The 4,175-nt window shown below is 58.0% G+C and carries 3 protein-coding genes; 2 read left to right on the top strand and 1 reads right to left on the bottom strand.

Annotated features, from left to right (window positions below):
* Window positions 1-46: 46 nt before the first annotated feature.
* The gene (locus VMV64_RS04075; RefSeq protein ID WP_325328678.1) at window positions 47-3,229 is read left to right on the top strand and encodes a type I restriction endonuclease subunit R; all 3,183 of its coding nucleotides are present in this window, start codon (window positions 47-49) and stop codon (window positions 3,227-3,229) included.
* A gap of 381 nt (window positions 3,230-3,610) precedes the next feature.
* Here the strand turns inward: VMV64_RS04075 and VMV64_RS04070 are convergent, their stop codons facing one another.
* On the bottom strand, window positions 3,611-3,799 hold the full coding sequence (locus VMV64_RS04070; RefSeq protein ID WP_014027807.1) for a YqaE/Pmp3 family membrane protein: 189 nt from the start codon (window positions 3,797-3,799) through the stop codon (window positions 3,611-3,613).
* A 169-nt stretch (window positions 3,800-3,968) separates the two neighbouring features.
* On the opposite strand from VMV64_RS04070, the gene VMV64_RS04065 reads away from it, so the two are divergent.
* Window positions 3,969-4,175, top strand: a 207-nt coding sequence (locus tag VMV64_RS04065) for a DUF445 family protein (protein ID WP_325328677.1), incomplete at its 3' end; no start/stop codon positions are given.

The following is a 4,175-nucleotide window of genomic DNA, read 5'->3' as shown; positions in this document are numbered from 1 at the left end:
TTCGACGAGATTATGTCCACGTTACGGGCGCTGGAGGCTGAGATTAATGGACTACAGCGAAGATAACCTCGTTGAACAACCCGCCATTGGGCTGTTTGCCGCGCTGGGCTGGCAAACCGTGTCGGCGCAGGGTGAGACGTTTGGTGCAGGCAGCCTGCTTGGGCGAGAGACCAAGGGCGAAGTGGTGTTGGTGGAACGCCTGCGTGCCGCGCTGTGCCAGTTCAACCCGGCGCTGCCACCGGAGGCGATCAACAATGCGGTGGATGAACTGACCCGCGACCGTTCAGCGATGAGCCTGGAGGCGGCGAACCGTGCGGTGTACGGGCTGCTGAAAGACGGGATCACGGTGTCGATTCCCGATCTGGAACACGGCGGGCAGAAAACCGAACGCCTGCGCGTGGTCGATTGGGCGCAGCCCGAAAATAATGACTTCCTGCTGGTGAGCCAGTTGACGGTGGTGGGCAATCTCTACACCTGCCGCCCCGATCTGGTCGGCTTCGTTAATGGCTTGCCCTGGGTGGTGATCGAACTCAAGAAGCCAGGCGTGCCTGCCCGAGCGGCCTTCGATGAAAACCTGACGCATTACAAGCAGCAAGTGCCCAATTTGTTCTGGAGCAATGCGTTGTTGATCGCCAGCAATGGCACCGATAGCCGCGTGGGTTCGCTCACCGCCGAGTGGGATCGGTTCTTCGAATGGAAGCGCATCGAGCGTGAGGACGAGCCGCGCCGGGTGTCGCTGGAAGTGATGCTGCGCGGCACCTGCGACCGTACCCGCCTGCTTGATCTGGTCGAGAACTTCACGCTGTTTTCCGAGCACAAGGCCGGAGTGGTCAAGATTCTTGGTCAGAACCACCAATTCCTCGGCGTCAACAACGCCATCGCCTCAATGCAGGAAGCCCGCAAGCTGGGTCACGGACGCGGCGGCGTGTTCTGGCAAACCCAAGGCAGCGGCAAGAGCTTTTCGATGGTGTTCTTCGCGCAGAAAGTGCTGCGCACGCTGGCAGGGAACTGGACGTTCGTCGTCGTCACCGACCGGGTGGAGCTGGACGAGCAGATTGCCAAGACTTTCAAGACCACCGGCGCGGTGAGTGAGGCCGAGGGCGACGAATGCCACGCGGGTAGTGGTGCGCATCTGCGTGAGCTGCTGCGCGGCAACCATCGGTACGTGTTCACGCTGGTGCACAAGTTCCAGACGGCTGAGATGTTGAGTGACCGCTCGGACGTGATCGTGCTGACCGACGAGGCGCACCGCAGCCAGTACGACACCTTGGCGCTGAATATGCGTGCCGCCCTACCCAAGGCAACCTTCTTGGCCTTTACCGGCACACCGCTGATCGCCAGTGAGGAACGCACCAAAGAAGTATTCGGCGATTACGTCTCAATCTACGACTTCCAGCAATCGATTGAAGACGGTGCCACGGTGCCGTTGTTCTATGAAAACCGCACGCCGGAATTGCAACTCATCAACCCCGACATCAATGAAGACATCTACGACCTGATCGAGGAAGCTGAGCTGGATTCCGAGCAGGAAGCGCGACTGGAACGCGAGTTGGGGCGGCAATACCACCTGATTACCCGCGATGATCGGCTGGATACGGTGGCGCAAGACATCGTGCGCCATTTTCTTGGACGCGGTTTTATGGGCAAGGCGATGGTGGTGTCCATCGACAAGGCCACCGCCCTGCGTATGTACGACAAGGTCAAAGCGCATTGGATGGCCGAAACGATCCGTGTGCAGCAGGTGTTGGGCGAGTTGAGTTATCTGCCACGCGGCGGCGGGATGTCGGCGGAACAGGCGCGACGTGATCGGCAAATGGCTGAACTGAACCAACGTTTGCAGGTGCTCACCACCACGGATATGGCGGTGATCGTTTCGCCGGGACAGAACGAAATCGCCCAGATGCACAAGCTGGGGCTCGATATTGAGCCGCACCGCAAACGCATGAACGAATCACAACCGAGCCTGGATGAACGCTTCAAGGATGTGGATGACCCCTTGCGGCTGGTCTTCGTGTGCGCTATGTGGCTGACTGGATTCGACGCGCCGAGTTGCTCCACTGTGTATCTCGATAAGCCGATGCGCAACCATACCCTGATGCAGACCATCGCTCGCGCCAATCGGGTTTTCCCCGGAAAGCACAGCGGGGTGATTGTGGATTACGCCAATGTCTTCGCCTCACTCGAAAAGGCGCTGGCCATTTACGGCGCGGGAAAGGACGGTGATCACAGCCCGGTCAAGGACAAGCAGCAACTGGTGGAAGAGTTGCGTAAGGCGATTATTGATGCGACCGCCTTCTGTACCCGCCATGGCGTGATGCTGGATGAGATTGAGGCACTGGGCGCGGGCAGTTTGGATCGCTTGCAGAAGATTGAAGACGCGATCAATGCGTTGATTTCCCCCGATCCGCTGCGGCGTGAGTTTTTCGGCTACGAACGGCTGGTGAGTACCCTTTATCGTGCGGTTAAACCTGACCCGACGGCACTGGAGTTTGCCAGTCGGGTGGCTGGCCTGACCACACTGGCCGAGGTCATTCGCGTCAAGCTGAACCCGAACCCGCCGGACATCACGCAGGTGATGAGCGAGATTAACGGCCTGCTTGACGAGTCCATCACCGGACACGCCATTCGTGAGCAGGGGCCTCCGGCGCTGGATCTCTCCAAGATCAACTTCGAGGCGCTGGTGCAGCGATTCAAACAGTCCAAGCACAAAAACACCGATATCGAAGTGCTCAAAGCCGCCATACGCGCCCAACTGGAAAGAATGATCCAGTTAAATCGCACCCGAGCCAACTTTGCCGAGAAGTTCGAAGCACTGATCGAAAGCTACAACGCGGGCAGCCGCAGTATCGAGGAACTGTTCGAGGAGCTGGTCAAGCTGTCGAACAGCCTGAATGATGAGCAGGAACGGCATGTCCGCGAGCACATGAGCGAAGAAGAATTGGTCATCTTCGACATCCTGACTCGTCCGGCCCCGGCGCTCACGACCGAAGAGCGCGCCGAAGTGAAGAAGGCTGCCCGTGAGCTCTTGGCGCGCTTGAAGGATCTGCTCGTCCTGAACTGGCGGCAAAAATCCACGGCGCGTTCGCAGTTGAAGCTGACCATTGAGGACACCCTCGACAGTGCATTGCCCCGCGCCTATACGCCCGAACTGTACAACCAGAAATGCTCGGCGGTGTTTGAGCATGTGTACGAAAGCTACCCTGAACGGAATGTTGGGGTCTATGCATGATCTTGGCGGGGTTACAGGCCGCTGTGAGGTTGTTAAGTTAGAAGTTAACAAATCTCGCACTTTGTCTTGAGGGTTTCGTAATCCGCGCATAAAACGGAGCATTGAGTTGACTGCCTTCCGACCTGATTCCCCCGAGCTTTTGCATCTGGCCGATTTCTTGTTTCAGTTTAGGTAAAATCCAATGTAACTTGACAAATTTGATCTAAAATCAGGTAAATATGTTTATTTCAACGGAAAGCCAGGCTGAGGCTTTGCGTACTCGGCAGGTCGGTGCCCTAGGCTGGGCTAAATCTTCTGGATGAAGTGGAAAGCATGGACGGAGTGCGCGCAACGAACTGAAAAGCCGATTGCGAGCGCTCCTCATTGAGTCTTCTCAGGATCTTACCTCCCCAACGCCCTTTCGATCTTCTTGTCCGTCTTGTACTGACTCAGCGCATACACCGCCCAGATGGCTGCGGGCACCCAGCCGATCAGCGTGATCTGCAAAATCAGGCAAACAATCCCTGCAATCGGGCGGCCAATAGTGAAAAATACCACAAATGGCAGAAAAATAGCTAAAAACAGGCGCATGTGCTCCCCCTATAGGCCTTCTCTTGTCGTCTGTCCATACTACGACCGGCGCTGTCAGCGCTTCAAGCCCCTTGCCGCACTTTTACCGGGCAAGCGCTGCCTTCTGCTAAACTCCGGGCCAGACACCCCAGGGATGCGCCCGTGCCCGCCCTCACCTACAGGAGCTATAGTGACCGCCGCTAAACCAGATCGGACTCGAAGACTACGTGTGCTGCGCCGCTGGGCGCTGGGCTTGTTGCTGGGGGCGCTGGCGCTGTTTCTGGTGGCGGCAGCACATGACTTTGCCGGGCCCTGGGCCTGGGCGGGGGCCTTTGCGGAGGCGGCCATGGTGGGCGCTTTGGCGGACTGGTTTGCGGTGGTCGCACTCTTCCGGCAT

The organism is Sulfuricella sp., from assembly GCF_035531155.1.
Classification (GTDB): Bacteria; Pseudomonadota; Gammaproteobacteria; order Burkholderiales; family Sulfuricellaceae; genus Sulfuricella.
This window is presented reverse-complemented; position numbering and strand designations above follow the sequence as displayed.

Excerpts from the sequence above, each read along its gene's own strand:
- VMV64_RS04075 (WP_325328678.1), top strand. The coding sequence starts at position 47 with ATGGACTACAGCGAAGATAACCTCGTTGAACAACCCGCCATTGGGCTG.
- VMV64_RS04070 (WP_014027807.1), bottom strand. The coding sequence starts at position 3,799 with ATGCGCCTGTTTTTAGCTATTTTTCTGCCATTTGTGGTATTTTTCACT.